We start from the raw sequence: 23,227 nt of genomic DNA, 5'->3' as shown, positions 1-23,227 counted from the left end.
ATCTCCCTTCCCAAATCAGAGCAGAATGTCGGTGTAGAGCTCGGATACATCCGGCTCCGGATCGTTCTGAGCAAACTCCGCGCTGTCGGCAACGACGTCACGGACATCCTTGTCGATTGCCTTGAGTTCATCCTCAGTGGCCCAACCCTGTTCAATGAGTCGTGCCTTCACCTGCTCGATTGGGTCATGTTCCGCGCGCATTTTCTGCACTTCGTCTTTGGAACGGTATTTCGCCGGGTCGGACATGGAGTGACCACGGTAGCGATAAGTCAGCATTTCCAGAATGATCGGGCCCTTGCCGGAACGGCAATGCTCGAGCGCTTCATCCGCAGCTGCCTTGACGGCGCGTACATCCATGCCATCCACCTGCATGCCGGGGATGCCGAAACCAGAACCGCGCAGCGAGTAGTTGGACTGCGCCGTGGCGCGAGCCGTGGACGTACCCATCGCATAATGGTTGTTTTCGACGATATAGATGATCGGCAATTTCCACAGAGCCGCCATATTGAAGCTCTCGTAGACCTGGCCCTGGTTGGCCGCACCATCACCGAAATAGGCGACGGAAACGCTGTCATTGCCGCGATACTTGTTGGCGAAGGCCAGACCGGTTCCCAAAGAAACCTGCGCACCGACGATGCCGTGTCCGCCGTAGAAATGCTTTTCCTTGGAGAACATGTGCATGGAGCCGCCCTTGCCCTTGGACAAGCCGCCGCTACGTCCGGTCAACTCGGCCATAACGCCGCGCGCGCTCATGCCAGCAGCCAACATATGGCCGTGGTCACGGTAAGCGGTGATGACCTGATCGCCTTCCTTCTGCGACATGTTCATGCCGACAACGACAGCTTCCTGCCCGATGTAGAGATGACAGAAACCGCCAATGAAGCCCATGCCGTAAAGCTGGCCGGCCTTTTCCTCGAATCGACGGATCAGCAACATCTCGCGATACGCGTGCAGCTCTTCGTCTTTACCAAAGTCCGGCGTGTTCTTGCCGGTGAATTCCTTGGCGGCTGTTTTTGCCGTGGTCTTGCGGCCGGATACGGTCGCGGTTTTTCGCGGTGCCATACATCCCTCCCTGAGTTGCCATTAGAATGCTTGGATCGGGGTGCACCATATGCAAGAAAATGCGAAGCAGCAATGCCATAAACGCATGGCTCATATTCGCCCTAAGTCGCTGTGAATAAATTAAAAAAGTCGATTAACTGAAATTAGGTTAATCAGAAATATGTATTCATGATGACGATTTCGTCCGCACGCGACATATTGAGCTGATAACGCGAGATTTCATCGATCATGTCGCGCTCGAGCGAGCCATCGCTCATCAATTCCACCTGCCGCTCCAGCGCGACACGTGTCTTGGTCAGCTTCGCAAGGTCAGCAGTTCGGGCAATGCGCTGGCGCTCCAGCCGCTCAGTTGCCTGAAGCCCGAAGTCACCGTGAATGGAATGATAGCCGAAATAGGACAGAAAGGCGACCGTGATGGCCGGAACGACCAGACGGCCAAAACGTCTTTTCTTGTGATGCTTGGTCCACATACTCTGAAACAGCCTTCAAACGCGTTACTGGCATCACCATAACCGCATTTGTTTAACCATCCGTTGACCTTAACGCTCAAGCGACCGCAACGCACAAAAAAAGGCCCGCATGACGCGGGCCTTTCAATTTTAACCTTAGAAGCTGTCGAGGCCGCTGCCCCATGGGCCGTGCGGCTTGTCCACGCCATCAGTGCGCTCAAAACCATGCGCACCGAAGAAATCACGCTGCGCCTGGATAAGGTTGGCGCTGCCACGCGCGCGACGATAGGCATCGAAGTAGCCGAGTGCGGAAGCCAGAGCTGGAACCGGCAGACCAGAGAGAACGGCATGTGACACGACATTGCGAAGCGGCGCGTCCGTATCCTTCACCATCTGCGAGAAAGCAGGCGTGACGATCAGGTTGGCAACATGCGGGTCCTTGGTAAAGGCCGATGTGATTTCATCCAGGAACTGCGAACGGATGATGCAGCCCGCGCGCCAGATACGGGCGATGGTTGGCATCGGCAGGTCCCAGCCGAATTCCTTGGAAGCAGCTGCCATCACGGCAAAGCCCTGCGCATAGGCACCGATCTTGGCAGCCAAAAGCGCATTTTCCAGATCAGCAATAAAGGCCTTTTTGTCGGCAGGTGCAGGCAGTGCCTTTGGCAGACCAAGAATGCTCTCTGCAGATTCGCGCTCAGTCTTTTGCGAAGACAAAATGCGCGCGGCAACAGCGGCTTCGATGGCCGTTGCGGCAACGCCCATATTCTGCGCTTCGATAACGGACCACTTGCCGGTGCCCTTCTGGCCAGCCTTGTCCAGAATGAGATCGACCATCGGCTTGCCGCTAATCGGGTCTGCGGCGCGCAGAACCTTTTCAGTGATTTCGATGAGGTAGGAATTCAGGCGACCCTTGTTCCATTCACCGAAGACGTCAGCGATTTCCGCAGCGCTCAGCTTCAGGCCATCACGCAGAATACCGTAGATTTCGGCGATCATCTGCATGTCGGCATATTCGATGCCGTTGTGGATGGTTTTGACGAAGTGGCCTGCGCCATCATTGCCCAGCCAAGCAACGCATGGGTCGTTGTCGTACTTCGCGGAGATGGAGGTCAGAACCTTCTCAACGCGCTTCCAGCTCTCTTCCGTGCCGCCAACCATGATGGACGGGCCGTGACGCGCGCCTTCTTCACCGCCGGAAACGCCCATGCCGATAAAGGTCAGGTCGGTATCCTTGAGCGTGTCGAAACGGCGGATCGTATCGCGGAAATTCGCATTGCCGGCATCGATCATGATGTCGCCGTTTTCGAGATGCGGCTTGAGGATTTCCATCTGCTGATCGACGGGATCGCCAGCCTTGATCATGATGATGATCGGGCGCGGCGGGCGGATGGCGGCAATGAATTCTTCGATGGTTTCGCAGGGAATGATCTGGCCCTGCAATTCGCCTGCATCGGCATAGAATTTCTTCGTGACTTCCGGGGTTCGGTTGAAAACAGCAATCTTGTTGCCTTTTTCTGCGATGTTGAGCGCGAGGTTGGACCCCATTACGCCAAGACCGATCAAACCGATTTCTGCCTGTTCCACGGATGTATCTCCAAATTGCTTTTAACGGCGATGTTGTGGCACTCTAATATGAAAACGGCAAGGCTAGCGCGAACTGAAACGATTATATTTTGATGACGCAAATCAACTTTGCGACTAGCGCATGAGACATGTCGCCGTTGGCGGCGCAGGCCACGGACAACAAGGAGGCCGTAATGACCACCATGACTTCTCGCATTGTTCACCTCTCGATCACACGTCCGTGGAAAGAGGTTTATGCCTATGCGGCCGATCCAGAACGAATGCCCGAATGGGCCGCAGGTCTCGCCAGTGGATTGACGCAAGACGGTGATGACTGGATCGCGTCCGGAGGCCTCGGTAATATCAGCGTCAGGTTCGCAGAGCGGAACGATTTCGGTGTTATCGACCACGTTGTCGTTCTGCCGGATGGGCTGGAAGTCTATAACGCCTTACGCGTCACACCCAATGGAGACGGCGCTGAGGTGGCATTCACACTGATGCGCCTTCCAGGCATGAGCGATGCGGACTTCGAGCGTGATGCAGCGGCGGTGCTGGCGGATTTGACGACGTTGAAAAAGATATTGGAGAACGGATAAAGCTGACCAAGCTATCTTGCTAACGATGCATTTCACATCGCGTGCGGGATGATGTGACAACCGCATTAGGCAAGTTGCCAATCTACCCCTTCATCTTCAAGGGCAAGCCCGCTGCAATGAAATACACCTCCCGCGCCACCGCCGCGATCTGCTGGTGCAACCGTCCCGTATGGTCTCTAAACTGCCGCGCCATGCGATTTTCAGGCACGATTCCAAGCCCGACCTCGTTGGAAACGAAAACGATCTTCGCCTGCGCATTCGCAGCATGCTCAACCAAAGGAGCAAAGGCGGATTCGACATCACGCCCCTCCTCCATCATCAGGTTCGTGACCCAAAGCGTGAGGCAATCGACAAGAATGATGTTGTCTGGTTGGTCCAGCCGCTGCAACACATCGGTGAGAGCCAGCGGCTCCTCATGTGTCGACCAAACATCCCCTCGCCGCTCGCGGTGATGAGAAATGCGGTCATTCATCTCATCGTCCCAAGCGCGAGCGGTCGCAATATAATGCGCAGCTCCCTCAGTCGATAGAACCAGATTTTCGGCAAAGGCCGACTTGCCGGATCTTGCGCCGCCTAGCACGAGTACGGCGCGTGGTGCGTCAGCCATGAGAATGACCATAGAATATTATGAGAGACGATCCGGCAGCCTTTCCGATTGATCTCGCAAGCCTTGAAGCCATCTGCATGAAAAGAGAACGATTCGTAGATATGGAGGCGTTCTCCCGGTCAATTATGCCATGCTATCGCGGTAGTGTATCGAAGTTCGGTTACCCGCCCACGGAACGCGGACATGTCGGTAAAGTCACCCGATATAAAAGCGCCGGATCGTCTTGATGAAAATAGGTCTATGGAGTGCTCTTGTCAAATTACCAAAAGCAAAAACCGCGATGCACCCAAGCGCATACGCGGCATTGAACGCCCTTCAGAACATAAAAGGCAAGGGCAACACCGGTACGCAAAACTTCAATCCGGCGTGCACAGGAATTCATAGAGGCAGAGTATTACCGGATGGTTAGCATCTACAATTAAAACGGCCGACAACCGATTTTTTCAGCCAATTGCCATGCATCCAAATCGCATCAATATTGGGCGGGGAGATTCGGAACAGACAGGACAGGGTGAGACAGCCATTATGACGATCATCGATTATGTAGCTCTCGTCGTTTTCGTCGTGCTTTGGACGTCCTATACCTACGTTACAACAGCAACGACGCCTTTCTCACGCACCAGCCTCAACCAGGCCATGGCGGACCGGCGCCGCAAGTGGATATACAATTCGCTGACACGTGATCTGAAAATGATCGACACCCAGATCATGGCCGGGCTGCAAAACGGAACAGCTTTCTTCGCCTCTACCTCCATCCTCGCCATAGGCGGCTGTTTTGCGCTTCTGGGCGCGACAGACCGGGTGGAATCGGTCTTTCGCGACATGCCGTTCGTGCAATATGGAGGCCGCACCGCATTCGAGATCAAGGTCATTGGCCTGACCTGCCTGTTCGGCTACGCCTTCTTCAAGTTCGGCTGGTCCTATCGCCTGTTCAACTATTGCACCATTCTCTTTGGTGGAATGCCGATGCTGCACGAGGCAAATGCCAACCGGGAAGCGGCAGAACATGCGGCGGAAACCGTCATTCGCATGAACATCATTGCCGCCAAAAATTTCAACGACGGCCTTCGAACCATCTTCCTGTCCATCGGTTATCTCGGCTGGTTCATCAGTCCTTACGTCTTCATGGCATCGACGGTCATCATTACGGTGGCACTGCTGCGACGGCAGTTCTTCTCCGAAGCGCGGCGCGCCATCATGGACGATTTCTGATTGCCATGAAATTGCCGCACTTCGCAGGCGAAGCGCTGGCACCAGACTGTAACCGTTGCAAAGGACGGATGAATGAGTGACGCCCCGGCAAACGCAACGGTAACACAGGGCAAAGGCCGTATCGGTGCGCTGGATACACTCCGTGGCATCGCGCTCATTGCCATGGCCAGCTATCATTTCACCTGGGATCTGGAGATGTTCGCCTATCTCGATCCGGGCACGGCAACGCAAGGGTGGTGGCGGCTCTATGCGCGAGGAATCGCCAGTTCATTCCTGTTTCTTGCCGGCTTCAGCCTGTATCTGGCGCACCGGCGTGGCGTGTACTGGCCATCGTTCGGCAAGCGTTTCGCGATGGTCGCGGGCGCTGCTCTTCTGATCTCAGTCGCAACCTTCTTTGCGGTGCCAGACGGCTGGATATTCTTTGGAATTCTGCACAATATCGCCGCCGCAAGCCTTATCGGGCTGCTCTTCCTGCGGCTTCCCTCCGTCATAACATTGCTATGCGCCGCAGCCGCTCTGCTGGCACCAATCTATCTAAGCTCGGATGCCTTCAACCCCATCTGGTTGTCATGGATCGGCCTGTCTACCGTACCGCCGCGCTCCAACGATTATGTACCGATCCTGCCGTTTCTCGCACCATTTCTTCTCGGGCTGGCAGTTTCGCAAATCGTGACGCCGCGCGGCTGGCTGGATCGCTTCAGAAAGCCGAGCGCGAAACGGAATATCCTTGCCCTGTTCGGCCGTCACAGCCTGCTGTTTTATATCATTCACCAGCCTGTGCTGATCTGCATCGTTTATCTTGCCTCACTCATCGTGCCGCCACCACCTATTGATCAGGTCGAAGCTTACAAGAAAAGCTGCGAAGCGAACTGCATGCAGCAGCAAAACGGGCTGGAGCTATGCCAGGTTTTCTGTGGATGCACGCTGGAAAAGCTCCAGTCCGAAAACTTGTTCGACCCGATGATTGCAAATGCGTTGCTGCCTGACCAGCAGACCAAGATCGGCGAGATCGCTTCGCAATGTTCAGCAGAGATTCAGAGGTGATTACGTGCCGACGCCGATTTCGGCGAGGCGCGTCAGACAGGCTTCTTCGACATTATCGAGCTCTAAAAGCGTTTCCTCTATGTCTTTGCGCTTCTGGCGCAGATCGGCACGCTTTTCGTCAACCTTTTTCATCATAAGTTCGAGTTGCCCCGATTCGCCGGGCGGCTCCTTGTAGACCTGGATGATCTCGCGAATTTCAGCGATAGTGAAGCCGATACGGCGGCCACGCAATATTTCCTGAATAAGCCGACGGTCAGCCGTACGGAAAAGCCTCGTACGGCCACGGCGCTCAGGATGGATCAGGCCTTCGTCCTCATAAAAACGAAGGGTACGGGTGGAAACCCCGAATTCGCGCGTCAATTCCGTAATGCTGTAATATTTATTCAAGGCTTCATCCGATTCTGGAGCATCGGACCGAAACAGACAGACGGTTTTCGGAATATCCGTTGCTCGAACAACAAGATAGAATGACGAAGCGGCTGACGCTTCACACCCAAATCTCCATGAAAAGCAATATGATTGACCTTAACGTAAAAGTCAATTTTCAAGCGATCAGATCGGAACGCCGAACCACCACGTCGCAAGGCCAAGAAACGAAAAGAAACCGACGATGTCGGTAACAGCAGTCACGAAGACAGCGGAGGAAACTGCGGGGTCCGCGCCGTATTTATCCAACAACAACGGAATGATGATGCCAGCGATGGCGGCTGCAAACATGTTGATCAGCATCGCCGTTGCAATGATCCCGCCCAGATTGACATCCTGAAACCACAGACCGGCTATGATGCCGATTGCGCAGCCGAACAGGGCACCGTTCAGCAGTCCAACGCCTGCTTCGCGTCTGATGATGCGGGCGGCGTTGTGAATATCGAGGTTTTTGGTCGCAAGCGCGCGCACCGACACGGTCATGGTCTGAGAGCCTGCGTTACCGCCCATCCCGGCAACAATCGGCATCAGAACAGCCAGTGCCACGATCTGCTCGATCGTCGCGTCAAACAGACCGATGACGGAGGCGGCCATGAATGCCGTGATCAGATTGACCGCCAGCCAAGGAACACGTGAGCGCGAGGTGACAGCAATCGAGTCGGACAGTTCTTCGTCGCCCACACCACCAAGACGCAGCAAATCCTCTTCCGCCTCTTCCTGCATGACGTCCACCACGTCATCGATGGTGAGAACACCGACCAGTCGGCCGTTATCATCCACCACGGCCGCCGACAGAAGGTCATATTGCTCGAAAAGCTGTGCTGCCTCTTCTTGGTCCATCTCGGCAGCGATGGGATGGTTCGTCTCGTGCATGATCGTTTCGATCTTCACCTGCCGCTTGGAGCGCAGCAGGCGGTCGAGATCCAGCGCGCCGACAAGCTTGAATGTCGGATCGATGACGAAGATTTGCGAGAAAGATTCCGGCAACTCCTCTTCTTCGCGCATGTAATCGATTGTTTGGCCGACCGTCCAGAATGGCGGCACGGCCACGAATTCCGTCTGCATACGGCGACCGGCGGAGCTTTCCGGATAGTCCAGGGCGCGCAGTAGTCGCACGCGCTCCGTAAACGGCATTTGCGCAAGAATGTCCTCGCGGTCTTCGCGGTCCATGTCTTCGAGAATGTAGACGGCATCGTCCGAATCCATCTCGCCGATACCGGCGGCGATCTGGTCGTTCGGCATCTGATCTACGATATCGAGGCGGATGGCTTCGTCCACCTCGGTCAACGCGGTCATGTCGAAGTCTGAACCCAACAGGCGCACCATCGCGTGGCGCTGTTCTGGAAGGATCGATTCGAGCAGGTCACCAAGTTCGGATTCGTGGAGCCGGGCTACGTTTTCCCGCAGGAACAGCACGTCGCGATCCGCGATGCTCGCACCCACCATCGCCAGAAAGTCGGAGCGGATCGAACCGTCCTCGGCATAGATGTCGGCCATCACTTCCGGTCTTTTGACATGCTCAGGTGCGCGATGATCATCGTCGGCTTGTGTCAACTTGCGCCCCTTTTTCCGGCTGAGTGCCCTGCTTCGCGAAAGCGCAGGAGAATGGCTTTTAAAAGCACAATGTCAACAACAGGATAGGATAAAAGAAGTTGCAAAAGAATTAGGATGGAACGAGCATCTGCGCTCCCGAAACGCCTCAATAGTCGATGATGAGTTGCGGCTTCTCAGGCGGTCCGAACCGGGGGCGAACGCCCAGCATCGCCCCTGCCCTCGCAATGATTTCACGTACGATCGGGGCTGCCGTAAAGGCCGCTTGTCGACCGCCTTTCTCTCCTGTCAGCGGCGCATCGATGATCGACAAAACCACATATTGCGGCTTGTCCATGGGAAAGCTTGCCAGAAATGCGTTGAAGTTCATGTCCTTGGCGTATCGCCCGTTGATGACCTTATCAGCAGTCCCGGTTTTTCCACCAACATTGAAACCAGCCACCTGCGCTGAGCGGCCCGAACCGTTCTGCCCATTCCAGTTGAAGAGGTAGCGCATATCTGCACTGGTCTTCGTTTGTATGACCTGCTTTGCAAACACTCTCGTTGCTTCAGGAGTGCGTGGAATAAACGTTGGTGAGATCAGATAGCCTCCGTTCATCAGCGCTGCCGCAGCCACCGCCGTCTGCAACGGGGTCGTCGCGACGCCGTGCCCGAAGGAGATGGTCACGGAGTTGATCTTGCGCCAGTTGCGGGGCTGCGTCGGTGTCGCTACTCCCGGCATTTCCGTATCCATTTTCGACAGCAGTCCGAGCTTCGTCAGGAATGCCTGATGGCCCTCAACGCCGACCTTATCAGCCACCGCCGCTGTACCGATATTGGAGGAATACTGGAACACCTCCGGAATGGTCAGCGGACGGTTCTGCCCGCGGAAATCCTTGATCGTGAAGCCGCCCATGCGAATGGGTTGCGATGCATCGACAACGGAATTGAGTGTTATCTTGCCCGCGTCCAGCCCCATGGCAAGCGTGAAACTCTTAAACGTCGAGCCCATCTCAAACGTCGCATTGCTCATACGGTTGAACCAGCCCTTCTCGTATTCCTTGTCGATTCTGCCATCCGGCAAGGTTCGGGATGGTTCATTGGGGTCGTAATCCGGAACGGATGCCATTGCCAGAATTTCACCGGTCGTGACATCCAAAACCACAGCACCGGCAGCTTCAGCCTGATAGTCGCGCATCGCCCGTGATATCGCATCACGCACAATGTTCTGCACCCGTAGATCAATGGAGAGACGCACCGGTTCTAGCGGCACATCAGCGGTCATTCCTGCGTCTCGAAGGGCGGTGAAACCCTGCTGGTCGAGATATCGCTCCATACCTGCAAGGCCCTGATTATCGACATTCACATGCCCCACGATGTGGGATGCCGTTGGCCCACCGGGGTAGAAGCGCCGCTTCTCAGGCCGAAAGCCGATACCGGGAATTCCGAGTTCTAGAATGGCTGCCTGCTGGCGTGGCGTGATCTGCCGTTTCAACCACTGGAAAGCGGAATCGGACCGTAGACGCCTGTGTGTGTCGGCCCAGTCGAGACCCGCTATGACGGTATTCAGCTTTTCCACAGCCTCATCCGCATCAACGATGCGTCGGGGCTCGGCGTAAAGCGACACCATATCCAGATCAGTCGCCAGAACTTCGCCATTTCGGTCTAGGATATCGGGTCGCGATGCCAAGACGGGGCGATTGTTGCCGATCGTCTGTGTCAACTCCGGTTCTTTCAACCCGTAGTGGATCAGCCTCGTAGCGACGGTGACGTACATCGCGATGAAAGCAATGATCATCATTCCAAGACGATGGCGCGACCGACGCCGGCGCAGGCCACAGGTGGCGATGACGTGCCCGCTTCTGGCAAGTGTTTTCTGTTGCAGGGAAAAATGCGCACGGCTTCGCAGCCGCACTGCAAATGACATCAGTGTCATTCCGAACGATCCAAGTCAGGACGGCAGAACTCGACTGTTCAGCCGTCGATTAATAAAAATATATGCAGTATTTGTTCGCGCTAAAACCAAGACGCGTGATGTATTTAAAGTTGCAAATAATCCGTAAACAAAAGATTAACCTCGTGCTTTGTGCAGCGGTGTTTGAACCGGCAAGGTTAATTTCAAAAGCGCGTTCAGGTTAACCAATGACCGTCAGTGGCCATTTTTATTGAAATAAATGATCAAGCATTCTCGTTGAATTGATCGACATCGCCCAGCCGTCATGCAGTTACGAGTTGACATATGATGGTTATCCGGGAATCTGGAACAAAATGCTGCAATAACAATCGCTCCGGATGGCACCGGAGCCGAGCGGCAAGATAAGAATTAGATCAGAAAGAGACCTTTCAATGGGCAAGATGGATTTCATCGGTAAGGCTTCCAGCGCGGCTGGTGGCTGGGGCGCACTCAAGAGCGTGGGCAAGCGCCTTCTAGAATCGGGCGCGCCCATTTCCGGTGCTCGAGCCCTGTTGAAGGCCAACCAGCCCGATGGTTTCGATTGTCCCGGTTGCGCCTGGGGTGACCCTGAGCATGGTTCATCTTTCGAGTTCTGCGAAAATGGCGTGAAGGCCGTTGCGTGGGAAGCGACCGAAGCACGCGTGCCACCGGATTTTTTCGCCAGCCATAAGGTTTCCGAGCTTCGCACATGGTCGGATTACAATCTGGAAAAACAGGGTCGCCTGACAGATCCGCTACGTTATGACAGTGCAACCGACAAGTACCTTCCCGTCAGCTGGGATGATGCCTTTGCCGAAATCGGCAAGGTTCTGAGAAGCCTCGATAGTCCTGACCGCGCAGAGTTCTACACATCTGGCCGCGCATCCAACGAAGCAGCGTTCCTCTATCAATTGATGGTCCGCCTTTACGGCACCAACAACTTCCCTGACTGTTCCAATATGTGCCATGAGGCGAGCGGCGTCGGCCTCAAAGCCTCCGTCGGAGTTGGCAAGGGAACGGTTCTGCTCGAGGATTTCGAAAAGGCGGATGCGATTTTCGTCATCGGCCAGAACCCGGGCACCAACCATCCGCGCATGCTGGGTGATTTGCGCCGTGCCGCCATTCGCGGCGCACGGATTGCCGTGTTCAATCCTATCCGCGAAAAGGGTCTGGAGCGCTTTACCGACCCGCAGGACAAGATCGAAATGATCACCGGCGGCAACACCAAGATTGCCACCAACTACTACCAGCCGCGCCAGGGCGGTGACATGGCCGCGGTTCGCGGTATGAGCAAGGCTGTTTTTGCCGCCGATGACGCAGCCCGCGCCGCTGGCAAGCCTGCCATTATCGACTACGATTTCCTCGCAGAACATGCCGTGGAATTCGACGCGTATCGCGCGGCTGTCGAGGCCACCAGTTGGGAAACCATTCTCGACCAGTCGGGCCTCAGCCGCGAACAGATCGAAGAAGCCGCCAGCATCTACATGGCATCGAATGCGGTGATCGCCACTTGGGCAATGGGCATCACCCAGCACAAGCATTCGGTCATTACGATCCGCGAGATCACAAACTTCATGCTGCTGCGCGGCAATATCGGCCGCCCCGGCGCGGGTCTCTGCCCGGTACGCGGTCACTCCAACGTGCAGGGTGACCGCACGGTTGGTATCGATGAAAAGGCACCACCTTCCCTGCTCGACGCGCTGGAAAAGGAACTCGGCGTGCCGATGCCCCGCAATCGCGGTCACAACACGGTGGAAGCCATCAGCGCCATGCTGGATGGCAAGGCGCAGGCCTTCATCGCGCTCGGCGGCAACTTTCTGCGCGCCACGCCGGACAGCCCGCTCATCATCAAGGCGTTCGAAAAGCAGAAGCTTACGGTCAACATCGCCACCAAACTGAACCACTCGCATCTCGTTCCGGGTGAAACATCCTTCATTCTACCATGCCTTGGCCGTACCGAAATCGACCGCAACTCGCAGGGCAAGCCACAAATCGTAACCGTGGAAGATTCCATGAGCATGGTGCACGGTTCGGGTGGCATCAATGAGCCTGCCTCGCCGGAACTGCGCTCGGAAATCGCCATCGTCGCCGGTATCGCTCACGCAACATTGGGCAACGAACGCGTTCAGTGGAACGAACTTGCTGATGATTACGATCTCATCCGCGATATGATCTCGCGCGTTCTGCCGGGCTTCCAGGATTTCAACGAGCGTGTGCGCGTCCCGCGTGGTTTCCACCTGCGCAACGCAGCGGCGGAACGTGAATGGAATACGCCTGCCAAGAAGGCCACCTTCTTCACCGGTGCGCTGCCGGAAAAGACGGAGCATCAGGAAGCGCTATCCAAACATGGCATCTTCGTTCTGCAGACCTTCCGCAGCCATGACCAATACAACACCACGATCTACGGCATGGATGATCGTTATCGCGGCGTCTACGGCGAGCGGCAGGTTATTTTCATGAACCCGAAGGACATGGAAGCGCTGGGTGCGCATGCCAAGCAGCGCGTGGACGTCATCGGTGAATATGGCGATGGCGTCGAGCGTATCGCCGAGAACTTCCGCCTCGTGCCTTACAACATTCCAGAGGGCAGCGTCGGCGGCTATTATCCGGAGCTGAACGTTCTGGTGCCGCTGCACAGCTATGGCGAAGGCAGCTTCACTCCGACGTCGAAATCGGTTCTGGTTTCGGTTCGCCTACGCACAGAGGCAGAGGCCGCTTGACGGATGAAGATCAATCCGCCGCGCGCTTTATGGCCGTGGTTGAACAGATCAGCCAAACGGCCCCGGTTGCGATCGACGCCACCGGGGCCGCGCTTGTTGCAGCGGTTCATCTGGGCATCGGTACCGATAGCCGCAGCCTTTCCAACAAGCTGGGCATTGCCCATGCGCTCGTTTTGCGGGAAATCAACGCGTTGTCGGGCCGTATGCTCACCATCGTCAAGCGCGATGCCCGCACTCAGCGGACATGGGTGGAACTGACGGATGAGGCATCGTCTGTTGCGCTCTCCGCTTCCAAAAGCCTGCTGAAACGCTCGCTCTCAGCGGAATAGAATTGGAACGTCCCATGGCAACTCGTTCTATCGTGTCCTACCCTCATCCGGCGCTTGGCTCCCATTGCGAACCTGTCACAGAGTTTGGACCTGAACTGGCGCAGCTTGCAAAGGATCTGCTGGAAACGATGCGCGCAGCCCCCGGCGTCGGGATTACCGCTGCGCATGTCGGCATTCTCCAACGTCTGTTCGTGCTGGAACTGAAACCGGGTGTTGTCATGACCTATGTCAATCCCGAGATTCTGGAAACGTCCAGTGAGACCATGCGGCATATGGAAGGCAGCGTTTCCATGCCGGGCTTTACCGAAGAGGTAGAGCGCCCATCCAAGGTGACGTTACGCTTTCAGGATGTCTCCGGTCAGTGGCATGAAGAGCAGGCAGAGGGCTTCCACGCCATCTGCATCCAGCATGAGATCGATCAGTTGGACGGCATGTTCTGGCTAAAACGCCTGTCGAAACTCAAGCGCGACCGCCTCATCCGCAAATGGGAAAAGGCGCAGCGCTGATTAGTCGACCGAGAGATTGAACGCAGCATCGCCGCGTAAGGTGTTGCTGACGGTGCAAATCTCTTCGGCCTGATGGGCAATAGCGTCTCTCGTCTCCGCATCGAAATCGCCGGTGATCTTCAAGCGCATATCGAAATGCGTTATCCGTGCTGGCTCGCCCTCGGACTTCTCGCCGGTAACACGTGCTTCCACGCTCTCAAAACGGTCCAGCACGCCTAAGCGGCTGGCGGCGATGCGGGCACTCAGCGCCAGGCACGCAGCGAGCGAGGAATAGAGCAGGTCCAGCGGGTTGAAGCCGGGCTCGGACGCAGCGGTGACGACGGCGAGCTGACCTCCGGTCGGCGTTGCGATCTGCGGATGGCCATTACGCCCTAATGTAGCGGTGGCGCCCGTGTCGCGCTTTTTCACCCTGATTTCGCTCACACCAATATTCCTGATTTCGAATTCTCAAAAATTACATTTTGCACAATGGAACCAAAATACGAGCTTGTGCTTTTACTCACGGAACGGTGATCGACCGTTACAGATTTATAATAGGAGCTGGGACACATGGTTACAGGTACACTCGTTAGCATTCTGATCACATTTCTGGTCATCGTACTCATTCTTTGGCTGATCAACCGTTTGCCGGTTGCTGGCAGCGCAAAGCAGATCGCTCAGGTTATCGTCATCATCATCGGTATTATTTCGCTGCTGAAATATCTCGCAGTCTTTTAATTAATCCGACATAATATCCAAAAGCCCGACCCGGTTTGAAATCGAGGTCGGGCTTTTTGTATGTGGATCAAGCTGGGAAATATCTGACATAGGCGAACTCATCGCCGCCGGGTGACCAGTTGGGCGAATTCATCGTTCCCTGCCCGCCGAACAATTCAAACAACGTTTCCACATTGCCACCATCCGTGTCCATCATGCGCACGCGCACATTCAGATCACGCGGATGATCGAAGACATCCGCGTCATAGGAAACGAAGACCACCTTGTCACCGCTAGGTGACGGATGCGGAAACCAGTCGCCATATGGGCTGTCCGTCACGCGCTCTACAGCCGAGCCGTCCACCCGCACACGCCATATCTGCATTACGCCCGTGCGGCTGGAATTGAAATAAATCCACTGCCCATCTGCCGAGTAATCCGGCCCGTCATTGCGCCCCTCACCATGGGTCAGCCGCGTTTCGGTCGCCGTCTCGACGTCCATCGAATAGATATCGAACACCTGATCACGAATGCCGCAATAGGCAAAACTTTTGCCATCGGGAGACCAGCCATGCCAGTAAGAAGGCAGATTATGCGTCATCAGCCTGGGCTCACCACCTTCTGATGGCAGAAGATAAATCGTGCTTTTCCCAAATTCCACCTTATCGGAAATGGCGTAGAGCGAACCATCCGGCGAGATGCCGTGGTCGTTGTTGCACTCGCTGGCAAAGCCGGTATCGACCTTCTCGATTGCTACATCACCAGTAAGTGACAGGCGGTACAACAGGCCTTCGCTGTTCAGCAAAAGATACGACCCATCCGGCGACCAGTTGGGCGCTTCGAACAGTTCCGGCGTTTGCCAGACAACCCGGTTCTCCCGGGTGCGAATGTTGAAGATTTCAACGGAACTGCGCATCGTACCTCCCACTGCATTTCAAATCCTGACAGGCTGAGAACCATATTTCATTTGCATCAGCCGAGACCGTGGCTATGATCCTATTGTCGTAGGCACCGTCCTGCAAATTTAAAAAACGGAAGACAGCAGCGTTGCGGCACCGCCCGTATTCTCTGATCTGGCTTTTCCCAAGATTGAGGTCTTGCGATGACGATCATCGCTGATCAAGCCATTCGTTTTGGCCGAGTGGCGCCGACGCTTCCCGTCAAGGACATCTAAAAAGCTCACGATTTTTATGCCAAGATACTCGGCTTTCAAAAGACGTTCGAGAACGGAAATCCTGTAGGTTTCATGATCTTGAAGAGGGATGAGGCCGAGTTGCATCTGACATTGCAGCCGGCTTACAAACCTCCGCCGTTCAATGTCGCGCACATGCTGGTGAGCAGCGTGGATGAACTCCACCGCCTTTGCATTGACTACGGATTACGGATAATCAAAAGGCTGGAAAACAAGGATTACGGCCTGCGCGCATTCGTTTTCGAAGACCCGGACGGAAACCGGATTGATGTAGGCCAGGTCATCTAGGCAAGCAGGCGGCGTGATCTGTTCCGCGCCGCCTTTCCTCTACCGATCCCTGAAGCGGTTGGTGATCGGATAGCGACGGTCGCGACCGAAGTTCTTCTTGGTGATTTTCACACCCGGCGCGGATTGGCGGCGTTTGTATTCGGCCAGATAGAGCAGATGCTCGATGCGATGTACGGTTGCGATATCGTGGCCGCGTGCGACGATCTCTTCCACTGACATTTCCAGCTCCACCAGGCATTCCAGAATATCGTCGAGCGCCGGATAAGGCGGCAACGAATCCTGGTCGGTCTGGTTGGGGCGCAGTTCTGCCGATGGCGCTTTGGAAATGATGTTGGCGGGAATGACCTCACCAGAAGGACCAAGTGCCGTCGGCGGCACGTGGCTGTTTCTCCAGGCGGAGATCGCATAGACCTGCATCTTGTAGAGATCTTTGATGGGGTTGAAGCCGCCATTCATGTCGCCGTAAAGCGTGGCGTAACCCACCGACATTTCCGATTTGTTGCCTGTTGTGACCACCATGGAGCCGAACTTGTTGGAGATGGCCATGAGGATGGTGCCGCGGGCACGGCTTTGCAGGTTTTCTTCCGTAATGCCCTCTTCGGTTCCTTCAAACATTTCAGCCAGTGACGACAGAAAGCCATCCACGGGCTCGGCAATCGGGACGATGTCGTAACGGCAACCCAGCGCCTTTGCGCAATCTGCCGCGTCTTTGAATGAGTCTTCCGACGTATAGCGATAGGGCAGCATGATGCAGCGTACCCGCTCCTCGCCCAGCGCATCGACAGCAATCGCCGCGCAAATGGCTGAGTCGATACCGCCGGAAAGGCCAAGAACCACGCTCTTGAAGCCATTCTTGTTTACATAGTCGCGGAAGCCCAACATGCAGGCGCGGTAATCCGCCTCTTCTCCTTCGGGGATTTGCGAGAACGGTCCTTCGCTGCAATGCCAGCCTTTTTCCGTGCGCTTCCAGTCCATCACCGCAAGGGTGCTCTCGAACTGGCTCATTTGGAAGGCAAGCGTCTTGTCTGCATTGAAGGCGAAGCTTGCGCCATCGAAGACGAGCTCATCCTGACCGCCGACCTGGTTGGCGAAAACCAGCGGCAGGCCGCTTTCGATGACCTGTCGCAACGCCACCTGATGGCGCACATCGACTTTGCCGCGATAATAGGGCGAGCCATTCGGCACCAGCAGAATTTCCGCACCGCTTTCGGCCAACGTTTCGCAGACACCCAGATCGTTCCAGATTTCTTCGCAGATCGGAATGCCGATGCGAACACCCCTGAAATTATAGGGCCCGGAAATCGAGCCTTCGGCAAAAACGCGCTTTTCATCGAACTCGCCGTAATTTGGCAAATCCACCTTGTCGCGTAGCGCCGTGATCTTGCCGCCATCCAGAAGTGCAACCGAATTGTGCCGCCCCGTTTCGCCCTGGCGCGGGAAACCGATGATGACTCCGGGACCGCCATCAGCGGTTTCGGCTGCCAGTTCCTCCACCGCTTTCAGGCAGGATTTCAGGAAGGAGGGCTTAAGGACCAGATCTTCCGGCGGATAACCGGAAATGAAAAGCTCCGTCAACAGCAACAGATCAGCGCCCTGCGCCGCCGCATCGGCACGCGCTTCGCGGGCCTTGGCAAGGTTGCCCGCGACATCGCCGACGGTGGGATTGAACTGCCCGACGGCAATTCGCAAAACATTGGGATTGGTGTGTACTTGGCTCATGACTCTCATTTACCGTGGCTGCGCACGCCGCGCAACGCAGGCCGTTAAACTCACTTCAAAAAATGGCGGCCTTGAAGCGACAGTTGCCTCACGCAATGGTTATTCGGCTACCTTGTGAATTCCGCACAGTTCATATCGCATTCACTCCGCTTATGTGACAGTTACGTGACATCCTCATGACACCCGATTCACGGGGCGTATTACAGACTGCCGGAGTTTAAGATATTGCGGAATTCGGTGCCCAAGATAACGGCCGCCGGAAGAACGAAACTCGTTCTTTCACGCCCTTCCAGATGGAACCTTACCAGATTTCTGGGCGATGTCCGTCCCCTACTCAACCTGACGCTCGCAGCACTTTTGCTGATTGTCTGCATCGAGTGGATCGCGCGCGGCTCACTGCATGATGTCGGCACATTCCTGACCTCTCCGACCCGCCCCGGCCTCACGACGCTGGTAGCCGTTGTGTTGGTTCTGCTGGCACTCGATGCTGTGCTCGGCAGGCATTACCAATCGATACTCATTGCCGCACCTCTCCTTCTGGTGCCGGCCTTTATGTCTCATCAGAAACAACTGTACCTTTCCGACCCGCTTTACCCCTCCGACCTTCTGTTCGGCCGCCAGATTTTTCAGCTTTTGCCGGCAATGCTAAAAGCCCAGCCGCTAACGGCTGTTGCGCTCGCTATCGGCCTTATCATGGCCGCTGCCGCGGCTGTTCTTTTGTGGCGTTTTTGCCGTGATCATGCACCCGTTATTGGCCCAAGGCAGCGCGTCTTGTGGCTGGCGCTGACAATTCCACCGCTCGTCGGCCTCGGCTCCTTGATGGACTATTCGCAAAATTCCTGGATCCGAGATCGACTAAACATCATTCCGATGATGTGGGACCAGAAGGAAAACTACCGCCAAAACGGTTTCCTGATGGCGCTTGCGTTCAACATTCCCATGGCGAAAGTTTCAGCCCCAGCAGGCTACAGCGAAAACACTATTTCCGACATCGTCTCGGATGGTTCGGCTTATGCCGTCAATTACAGCACCCTGCCTGATGTCATCATGATCATGAGCGAATCGCTGTGGGACCCGACCAGATTGCCCAATGTCTCGCTTTCCCGAGACCCCATGCCGACAATTCGAAGCAGGCAATCCGGCCACGTCTTCTCTCCCGAATTCGGTGGCATGACGGCCAATGTGGAATTCGAAGCGCTGACGGGTTTTTCCAACGCCTTTCTGCCCTATGGCAGCATCCCCTATCAGCAATATGTGCGCCAGCCCGTGCCATCACTTGCCACGTTCTTCCGCAACGAAGGCTACTCGGCCATTGCCATCCATCCGTTTCAGGAATGGTTCTGGAACCGCCGCGAAGTCTACAAATCCTTTGGTTTCGAAGAGTTTCGATCGGAAAAAACACTCCCCGCCATGGAAAAGCGCGGCATCTTCGCGTCGGATGAGGCTCTGACATCGGAAATCATGCAGACGGTGGACGCGGCGGAAAGCCCGTTGTTTCTGTTCAGCGTCACCCTTCAGGGACACGGGCCTTACGAACCGAACCGCTATGCAGCCAACACCGTTTCGGTCAACGGCTCCCTCTCGGAAGGCGCAACCGAGGCGCTCGCCACCTACACCCAGGGCGTATCGGAAGCGGATGAAAATTTTGCCCGCCTGATCGAATGGGCGAAGAACCGCGAGCGCGATACGGTGATTGTTCTCTTCGGCGATCATCTGCCGCCGCTTGGTCAGGTGTATGTGGAAAGTGGTCATATGGCCGATATGGTCGCGACACGCCGCGCGCCTTTGGACACCATGAAAAAAGAGCATGAAACGCCGCTGGTCGTGTGGTCTTCGAAGACCGGCCTGCACAACAGGATCGGCACGATCAGCCCATCTTTATTGCCTTACCATGTCCTGAAGACAGCCGGCTTCGATGATCCCTTCTACACCGGTATTCTCGGTAAGGTGCAGGCATCCTACTCCGTCATCGACCGGCACATGCTGATGGAAAAGGATGGATCAGCCGTGCCGGACTGGGCAACGGGCTCAGTGGCTGTACCCTCTGCCATCAACGAATATCGCCAGCTGCAATTCGATATGATGTTTGGCAAACAATTCGGCAAGGACCGTTTCTTTCCTGGATTTGCCTGGGTAAATCCGGCTCAACCATCTAGCTGATCGCGATGATCACAATACCGAATTCGTTTGAATTCGGTATTGGTGCCGGTTACTCGTCAAGAATATCGGACCGTCGTCCCCGGCGGCTCCGAGCCTTGGCTGGAGATCGAAAAATGCCCGCTATCCCCGATTATATCGCTTCTCATTTCAGAAGATCGTCCAAAGAGATTGGAGAGGTGGAGCGACGCATTCTCGACGTCGCGCATCAGCGGAAACTCATTTCGACAGATACGAACGCCGCCTTTTCAAAGAACTCCACATTCGGAGAGCGGCTTGCAGATGGCATAGCCCGCGTCGGCGGCTCCTGGGGCTTCATCATCAGCTTCTTGGTGTTCTTGGTCGTTTGGGCCATCATCAATACGGTGGTGATGACGACGCAGGCTTTCGACCCCTACCCCTTCGTCTTCCTCAATCTCATCCTGTCCATGCTGGCGGCCATTCAGGCACCCATCATCATGATGTCGCAGAACCGCCAGGGAACGCGCGACCGTTTTGAAGCGGCCAAGGATTACGAGGTTAATCTCAAGTCGGAACTCGAGGTTCTGTCCCTGCACGAAAAGATCGACGTGAAGGTGCTTGCAGAGCTGGTAGCGTTGCGGGAAGAGATCGCAAAGCTTCACACACGCCGGGAAAATGGCCCCGACGTACCGTGACTTGCACGCGCGCAACAGCTCTTTCGTAAATCGATATTCATTTTGCGCCTTTTTCTGCATTGGTTACGAATCCGTCAGATTCTTCCGCTACAGATTGACGCGGGCATTTGTTGCATTGCACTCTTGGTGCAGCGACGCGGGAATCACTTCCGTATCAGAATGGCATCACGCTTTTCCGAGCAGCGACGCCTCCGCGCTGGAACCATTCAGTCCGGAAATCGAATTTCTGTTCCGAGGTCTTTTTCATGAACCAATATGATCTTGTTGTTGTCGGTAGCGGTCCCGCTGGCAGACGTGCTGCCATCCAAGCCGCTAAACTGGATAAAACAGTCCTGGTCATTGAAAAAGGCAGTCGTGTCGGTGGCGTATCGGTTCACACCGGCACCATTCCGTCCAAGACCATGCGCGAAACAGCACTCAACCTTTCCGGTTGGCGCGAGCGTGGTTTTTATGGCCGCTCCTACCGTGTGAAGCAGGAAATCAGCGCGGAAGATCTGCGCCGCCGCCTGCTCATCACGCTTGATCATGAGGTCGAGGTGCTGGAGCACCAGTTCGCGCGCAACCGCGTGACCCATATTCGCGGCAAGGCAGCTTTCGTCACTTCCGACACAATGGAAATTGCCAAGGACGACGGCGAAGTCGTTCTCGTCAAGGGCAAGAGCATCCTGCTCGCAGTCGGCACCCGCCCCTTCCGCCCAGATTATATGCCGTTCGATGGCAAAACGGTCATCGATAGCGACGAGATTTTGGAACTGCAAAAACTGCCCCGCTCCATGGTCGTCATCGGCGCGGGCGTTATCGGCATCGAATATGCCACCATCTTCAGTGCGCTGGATACTGCCGTCACCATCATCGATCCGAAACCGACGATGCTGGATTTCATCGACAAGGAAATCGTCGAGGACTTCACCTATCAGCTGCGTGACCGCAACATGAAGCTGCTTCTCGGCCAAAAGGCCGACAAGGTCGAGCATACGCCGGAAGGCAAGGTCATGCTGACGCTGGATAGTGGACGGACGCTGACAACGGAGATGGTGCTGTTCGCCGCTGGCCGCATGGGTGCCACGGATACGCTCAACCTCGCCGCCGCAGGTCTGACGGCAGACAATCGCGGACGCCTTACCGTCAATCCGGAAACCTTCGAGACGTCAGTACCCGGCATCTTTGCGGCAGGCGACGTGATCGGCTTTCCAAGCCTTGCCTCCACCTCCATGGAACAGGGGCGGATTGCTGCGCGCGTAGCCGTCGGTGCTATCGGCATGGAGCCGCAGAAGTATTTTCCATACGGTATCTACGCCGTGCCCGAAATCTCCACCTGCGGCCTGACCGAAGAGGAAATGAAGGAGCGCGGTATTGCCTATGAATGCGGTATCGCCCGCTTCCGCGAAACCTCACGCGGCCATATCATGGGGCTCGATACCGGCCTGCTGAAGCTGATCTTCTCGCTGAAGACGCGCAGGCTTTTGGGCGTTCATATCGTCGGTGAAGGTGCGACGGAGCTCGTCCACATCGGTCAGGCCGTTCTCAACCTCAAAGGCACGGTCGAGTATTTCGTGGAAAATACCTTCAACTATCCGACACTTGCCGAAGCCTACAAGATTGCCGGCCTTGATGCATGGAACCGGATGGGCGACATCAACAACGAGATCGCTACCGAGTAGAACTCTCCAGCGCCCCTACCAGCGAATGTTGTAGCGGGCGCTGACCGAGGGGCGAAAGCGGTCCTGATAACCTTGGTCGAGATTACCTGATACGGTGAGATTTTCACCGAGCTTCTGTTCCAGACCAACTTTCGACGTGAAATCATCGAAGGTGTCACGGCTCGCACCTGTGAGGACGAACGCCGTTCCGGTGGCAGAGCGCGTCAGCCGCAGCGATTGCGAGACGTCGAGCCCGCTCCACTGCTGTGCGGTGCCATCATAGCGCACCGTCATGTTGCGATTCGATTCAAGATCGAACTCCGATGTCGCGATGCGTTTCTGAGACGTTGTCATCGTCCAGGCGCTTGAACCGGTCAGGGCATTCATCAGCACGGCAATATCACCTGCAACCTTCGCACCCGGCAGGTTGGAGGACAACAGCGTGACGTTGCCCCAGAATTTCACCGGCGTATCCACCAACGCACCGCCCTCAGATGCATTCATGCCCATTTCCAGACCGGCGCGAATGGGCGTATCGGTCGGCAGTTTCGCACCGATACGCGCGGAATAGGATTGGTCAGAATTTTTTGCAGGTGCCCAGATGAGGCCCTTTTCCTGCGCATTCGCCAGCCCGGATGACAAGCCGATAGCGACGGCGGCAATGAGGGGGCCGCGTTTCGTTCTTAAAAACATGTCTCTTCCTCAAGCTTTCATAAAGCGCACCGCCCTTGGGAGAGACGGTCCACCTTGTTTGGCTATCGACGATTGCTCCAGAGGATCAACCGCATTGAGTTTTTCGATGACGCAATCACGCCTGTGCTTCAACGCTTGCCTATCGCCAAAACATTCATTGTTTCAACATGCGCGTCGAAGATCATCGGGCGTACCGACCACGAAGG

Annotated in this window: 21 protein-coding genes and 1 pseudogene; 11 read left to right on the top strand and 11 right to left on the bottom strand. The window is 55.7% G+C overall.

Going from position 1 to position 23,227, the window contains the following annotated elements; all coding sequences use genetic code 11:
• Positions 1-15: 15 nt before the first annotated feature.
• From pdhA to gndA, 3 genes are all read right to left on the bottom strand, one after another.
• Positions 16-1,062, bottom strand: coding sequence for a pyruvate dehydrogenase (acetyl-transferring) E1 component subunit alpha (gene pdhA, locus CPJ18_RS15640; RefSeq protein ID WP_077121014.1), 1,047 nt, complete (start codon positions 1,060-1,062; stop codon positions 16-18).
• A gap of 152 nt (positions 1,063-1,214) precedes the next feature.
• The gene (locus tag CPJ18_RS15635; RefSeq protein WP_077100744.1) at positions 1,215-1,532 is read right to left on the bottom strand and encodes an FtsB family cell division protein; all 318 of its coding nucleotides are present in this window, start codon (positions 1,530-1,532) and stop codon (positions 1,215-1,217) included.
• 135 nt (positions 1,533-1,667) lie between these two features.
• Positions 1,668-3,098 (bottom strand): NADP-dependent phosphogluconate dehydrogenase, encoded by a 1,431-nt coding sequence (gene gndA / locus CPJ18_RS15630; protein ID WP_103659282.1) that lies wholly within the window; start codon positions 3,096-3,098, stop codon positions 1,668-1,670.
• A 173-nt stretch (positions 3,099-3,271) separates the two neighbouring features.
• Here gndA and CPJ18_RS15625 point away from each other — a divergent pair, with 173 nt between their 5' ends.
• A complete protein-coding gene (locus tag CPJ18_RS15625) occupies positions 3,272-3,673 on the top strand; it encodes an SRPBCC family protein (RefSeq protein ID WP_103659348.1) in 402 nt (133 codons plus the stop codon).
• Positions 3,674-3,755: 82 nt separating this feature from the next.
• Here the strand turns inward: CPJ18_RS15625 and cobU are convergent, their stop codons facing one another.
• Positions 3,756-4,280 carry a bifunctional adenosylcobinamide kinase/adenosylcobinamide-phosphate guanylyltransferase gene (cobU, locus tag CPJ18_RS15620; protein WP_103659347.1) on the bottom strand — a complete coding sequence of 175 codons (525 nt, stop codon included), beginning with the start codon at positions 4,278-4,280 and terminating at the stop codon, positions 3,756-3,758.
• A 525-nt stretch (positions 4,281-4,805) separates the two neighbouring features.
• Between cobU and CPJ18_RS15615 the strand changes: the two genes are divergently transcribed.
• Both CPJ18_RS15615 and CPJ18_RS15610 read left to right on the top strand, forming a co-directional pair.
• Positions 4,806-5,492, top strand: a complete 687-nt coding sequence (locus CPJ18_RS15615; protein WP_103659346.1) for a DUF599 domain-containing protein — start codon at positions 4,806-4,808, stop codon at positions 5,490-5,492.
• 72 nt (positions 5,493-5,564) lie between these two features.
• On the top strand, positions 5,565-6,536 hold the full coding sequence (locus CPJ18_RS15610) for an acetyltransferase domain-containing protein (protein ID WP_103659281.1): 972 nt from the start codon (positions 5,565-5,567) through the stop codon (positions 6,534-6,536).
• On the opposite strand, the gene CPJ18_RS15605 is transcribed toward CPJ18_RS15610, so the two are convergent.
• From CPJ18_RS15605 to CPJ18_RS15595, 3 genes are all read right to left on the bottom strand, one after another.
• Positions 6,537-6,923 (bottom strand): MerR family transcriptional regulator, encoded by a 387-nt coding sequence (locus tag CPJ18_RS15605; RefSeq protein WP_077100736.1) that lies wholly within the window; start codon positions 6,921-6,923, stop codon positions 6,537-6,539.
• Between the two features lie 165 nt (positions 6,924-7,088).
• Positions 7,089-8,516: a magnesium transporter gene (gene mgtE / locus CPJ18_RS15600; RefSeq protein WP_077121007.1), complete on the bottom strand. Its 1,428-nt coding sequence runs from the start codon at positions 8,514-8,516 to the stop codon at positions 7,089-7,091.
• A 145-nt stretch (positions 8,517-8,661) separates the two neighbouring features.
• The gene (locus CPJ18_RS15595; RefSeq protein WP_103659280.1) at positions 8,662-10,428 is read right to left on the bottom strand and encodes a peptidoglycan D,D-transpeptidase FtsI family protein; all 1,767 of its coding nucleotides are present in this window, start codon (positions 10,426-10,428) and stop codon (positions 8,662-8,664) included.
• Positions 10,429-10,838: 410 nt separating this feature from the next.
• Here CPJ18_RS15595 and CPJ18_RS15590 point away from each other — a divergent pair, with 410 nt between their 5' ends.
• From CPJ18_RS15590 to CPJ18_RS15580, 3 genes are read left to right on the top strand one after another with little or no spacing between them, the layout of a single operon-like run.
• Positions 10,839-13,145 carry an FdhF/YdeP family oxidoreductase gene (locus CPJ18_RS15590; protein WP_103659279.1) on the top strand — a complete coding sequence of 769 codons (2,307 nt, stop codon included), beginning with the start codon at positions 10,839-10,841 and terminating at the stop codon, positions 13,143-13,145.
• On the top strand, positions 13,142-13,474 hold the full coding sequence (locus CPJ18_RS15585; RefSeq protein WP_245445419.1) for a hypothetical protein: 333 nt from the start codon (positions 13,142-13,144) through the stop codon (positions 13,472-13,474). The genes CPJ18_RS15590 and CPJ18_RS15585 overlap by 4 nt, the downstream gene beginning before the upstream one ends.
• Positions 13,475-13,488: 14 nt before the next feature.
• Entirely contained in the window at positions 13,489-13,980 is a 492-nt protein-coding gene (locus CPJ18_RS15580; protein WP_103659278.1) for a peptide deformylase, read from the top strand.
• Here the strand turns inward: CPJ18_RS15580 and CPJ18_RS15575 are convergent, their stop codons facing one another.
• The gene (locus CPJ18_RS15575) at positions 13,981-14,403 is read right to left on the bottom strand and encodes an OsmC family protein (RefSeq protein ID WP_103659277.1); all 423 of its coding nucleotides are present in this window, start codon (positions 14,401-14,403) and stop codon (positions 13,981-13,983) included.
• Positions 14,404-14,529: 126 nt separating this feature from the next.
• On the opposite strand from CPJ18_RS15575, the gene CPJ18_RS15570 reads away from it, so the two are divergent.
• The gene (locus CPJ18_RS15570) at positions 14,530-14,697 is read left to right on the top strand and encodes a Thivi_2564 family membrane protein (RefSeq protein WP_103584017.1); all 168 of its coding nucleotides are present in this window, start codon (positions 14,530-14,532) and stop codon (positions 14,695-14,697) included.
• A 67-nt stretch (positions 14,698-14,764) separates the two neighbouring features.
• Here the strand turns inward: CPJ18_RS15570 and CPJ18_RS15565 are convergent, their stop codons facing one another.
• Positions 14,765-15,592 carry a TolB family protein gene (locus CPJ18_RS15565; RefSeq protein ID WP_103659276.1) on the bottom strand — a complete coding sequence of 276 codons (828 nt, stop codon included), beginning with the start codon at positions 15,590-15,592 and terminating at the stop codon, positions 14,765-14,767.
• Between the two features lie 186 nt (positions 15,593-15,778).
• On the opposite strand from CPJ18_RS15565, the pseudogene CPJ18_RS15560 reads away from it, so the two are divergent.
• Positions 15,779-16,156: pseudogene (locus CPJ18_RS15560) on the top strand (glyoxalase superfamily protein).
• Between the two features lie 39 nt (positions 16,157-16,195).
• On the opposite strand, the gene CPJ18_RS15555 reads toward CPJ18_RS15560, so the two are convergent.
• Positions 16,196-17,875 (bottom strand): NAD+ synthase, encoded by a 1,680-nt coding sequence (locus CPJ18_RS15555; RefSeq protein WP_103584015.1) that lies wholly within the window; start codon positions 17,873-17,875, stop codon positions 16,196-16,198.
• A 225-nt stretch (positions 17,876-18,100) separates the two neighbouring features.
• Here CPJ18_RS15555 and CPJ18_RS15550 point away from each other — a divergent pair, with 225 nt between their 5' ends.
• From CPJ18_RS15550 to sthA, 3 genes are all read left to right on the top strand, one after another.
• A complete protein-coding gene (locus CPJ18_RS15550) occupies positions 18,101-20,035 on the top strand; it encodes an LTA synthase family protein (RefSeq protein WP_103659275.1) in 1,935 nt (644 codons plus the stop codon).
• Positions 20,036-20,148: 113 nt separating this feature from the next.
• On the top strand, positions 20,149-20,688 hold the full coding sequence (locus CPJ18_RS15545; RefSeq protein ID WP_103659274.1) for a DUF1003 domain-containing protein: 540 nt from the start codon (positions 20,149-20,151) through the stop codon (positions 20,686-20,688).
• A 245-nt stretch (positions 20,689-20,933) separates the two neighbouring features.
• Positions 20,934-22,349: a Si-specific NAD(P)(+) transhydrogenase gene (gene sthA / locus CPJ18_RS15540; protein WP_103659273.1), complete on the top strand. Its 1,416-nt coding sequence runs from the start codon at positions 20,934-20,936 to the stop codon at positions 22,347-22,349.
• Between the two features lie 15 nt (positions 22,350-22,364).
• Here the strand turns inward: sthA and CPJ18_RS15535 are convergent, their stop codons facing one another.
• The gene (locus CPJ18_RS15535; protein WP_103659272.1) at positions 22,365-23,021 is read right to left on the bottom strand and encodes a hypothetical protein; all 657 of its coding nucleotides are present in this window, start codon (positions 23,019-23,021) and stop codon (positions 22,365-22,367) included.
• Positions 23,022-23,227 lie beyond the last annotated feature (206 nt).

This window comes from Agrobacterium rosae (genome assembly GCF_002915175.1).
GTDB classification, from domain to species: domain Bacteria; phylum Pseudomonadota; class Alphaproteobacteria; order Rhizobiales; family Rhizobiaceae; genus Agrobacterium; species Agrobacterium rosae.
Note: the sequence above shows the minus strand (reverse complement) of the source record. Positions and strands in the feature narration are given on the sequence as shown.